This window comes from Mesorhizobium sp. M1406 (genome assembly GCF_040317555.1).
GTDB lineage: Bacteria > Pseudomonadota > Alphaproteobacteria > Rhizobiales > Rhizobiaceae > Mesorhizobium.
The window spans coordinates 1-2192 of sequence record NZ_JAMYKW010000147.1; the positions used below are offsets into that span (position 1 = coordinate 1).

A 2192-nucleotide genomic window follows, 5' to 3' on the forward strand; every position below is an offset into this window, starting at 1 on the left:
ACTAGCCTCACATCAAACTGTATCGTCAAAGTCCTGCGCCAATTCACACAGCGGGTCATCGAGTTGAGATTCTGCGGAGAGCGCCCCCTCTGCTCCCGTCAAGGGCGCCGGCTCCGGGAGGGCGCCTGTCTGGCTTTCAAAGATGCGTTTCAGAATGCGATCCGAGAAATAACGCACCTTCCTCAATTTTAATGGTGGCAGACCTTTGATGAGAACAATCTCGTAGTCGTCATCGAGCAGCCGCACCTGTTCGGGACGCAACAGCGGTGCACCTTGATGTGAATTCTGAACGTTCCAATCGAACGTTCGCGCCTGGCTGTAGGAAATCGATTGGGCTTGAAATGTGAATCCACCGATAGCTTTGGAAATGTAGTTCGGAGTCTGTCATCTACCTCGATGTTCCTAGAAGCGCGCCGGCAGCCCGGGCGGGGGGCTTGGGGTTAGACTGCCAGCGCACGCCACTCATAAAGAGCGGCCTCTTTTCGCGGTTCGGACACCCATAGTCAACCCGGCAACGTCTGGATGCCCGCTGTGCTTTTTGCAGAGCGGCGATGCCGGGCATATCGGCCGATCCTGTCTAGGATGGTGTGGCCACTCTCGTCGGCCGAGTTGATGCTCCAGCCAGTATCGCCTTGCCGACCAGCATGAGTTCGCCGTTAGCAATCCATCGTTGCGGGCGTTCCAGTCACGGCCTTCCATTCGGCGATGGCTTGCAAGCGATGAACATGTATGGCGAGAGCAGAACGTTTGGGGCGGGGACGAAGAGGTTGCGGAGGGCTGACAAGGTCGAGACGAAGCGTTGCAGGCCTCCCGGCGATCGGACCCCTGCATCATCCGCTCCCGTTTTCGCGGCGGCACATGGGAATTCTCCGCTCTGTTGTTCAACCCCTTGTGCGACCGGTGCTCGACGTCCGGCATCATCTGTCGCTTTGCCGCTCCATACGAGCGAAGCTAGTCGGTGATCATGCGCTTCGGCGCGAGCCCCTGCTTCTTCCACAGCCGCGTCAGCAAGCGCAACCTCTCGCAGGGTGCGCTCTCAGAGTTCGTTCCTGCGCAGCGGCCTTGTTATCTCGATACTGGATAAGCGTCTACGAACCTACGCGCCGCATAACGAGCTTTGTTGCGCTGGTCGGTTGCGAAGGGTGGCTCTATGCATCGCAGTGGCGGACGCGAAATCCTCACCATCCTTCTGCATCGCGCTATTTGGCTTGCCGAACACCCAATTTCGCCGGCACGCTGCCGCTGAATACGATGATCATCTCGCATTCTTGCTATGGAGACTGTCGTCCTTCCTGGGCACGCGGCTGACGGCGACGAAAGCGGGTTTATTCATGCAACACCCCTTTTTGGCAGGCAAGCTGGTGGACTTCGGGATGTCGGGGGCGAATATAGCGAAGACTCCCGCCGCTCGCTGATGCATTCTGGACGCAACCGCATCGAGCCGATGTGTTCGAGACGCTTCGCGGCTGCAGTCGCCGAACGATGGCGTGGTTATGCGACCTGTTCGGCATGGCTACCCCCGTCCAGTCAGGCGTTCACGAAGGTGTTTGTCGAGAGTTCGTGGAGAAAGTCCGCCACTTATCGTTGGCGAGGGCTTTGCTCCGGAGTGGCGATCGGTGCGCTGATCGACAGGCAGGCTCTGGCCAAAATCGAATCCCATGCCGTCGCGAAAGGCCGCAGAATTCGATGCGGGGGGCAAACGCATCGCGCGAATGGCACGTCGAACTATCGGTCCTGTCTCCAGCGAGATGACCATCGCGCAAGAAAGAGACATTCGGGCGGCTGGCGCCTGTGATTGCTTCGACGATGCGGATAAGTCGTGCATGAGGCCAACGACACGATCTACGGCCTTCCCCCACATTTGTGCCTCAAACGGAAGCGTGTTTGGCGTGTCGCCGAGGCCTTGGAATATGGCATAGTGGTATGAACACGGGACGCATGTCGTCGGAAGCCGCGCCTTTCGGCCGAGTGAAGCAGTCCGGCATCGGGCGGGAGGGTTCCCGCCATTGCCTCGAGGACTACCTCGAAATGAAATACCTCTGCACGGGCGGCATCTGAAGCATGGGCTTGCAGGGCTCGCAGACCGGTAAACCAGCGAGCCATCTCCAAATATGTGAATTGTGGATTGCTCCTCGACGGGAGCTGAGGGGCGGCTCCGCAAGCCTTACGACGCTCTTTGCGAGCCGTAGCTG

Annotated in this window: 1 protein-coding gene and 2 pseudogenes; 1 reads left to right on the forward strand and 2 read right to left on the reverse strand. The window is 58.9% G+C overall.

The genetic code is table 11. The features are described 5' to 3' along the window. Positions 1–12: 12 nt before the first annotated feature. A pseudogene (locus tag NKH03_RS34590) lies at positions 13–384 on the reverse strand (type IV secretory system conjugative DNA transfer family protein); the annotation flags it as partial. A 272-nt stretch (positions 385–656) separates the two neighbouring features. Further along, positions 657–1014, reverse strand: a pseudogene (locus NKH03_RS34595) (DDE-type integrase/transposase/recombinase); the annotation flags it as partial. A 909-nt stretch (positions 1015–1923) separates the two neighbouring features. Here NKH03_RS34595 and NKH03_RS34600 point away from each other — a divergent pair. Beyond that, positions 1924–2058 (forward strand): aldehyde dehydrogenase family protein, encoded by a 135-nt coding sequence (locus NKH03_RS34600; RefSeq protein WP_023671820.1) that lies wholly within the window; start codon positions 1924–1926, stop codon positions 2056–2058. The last annotated feature ends 134 nt before the right edge of the window (positions 2059–2192 follow it).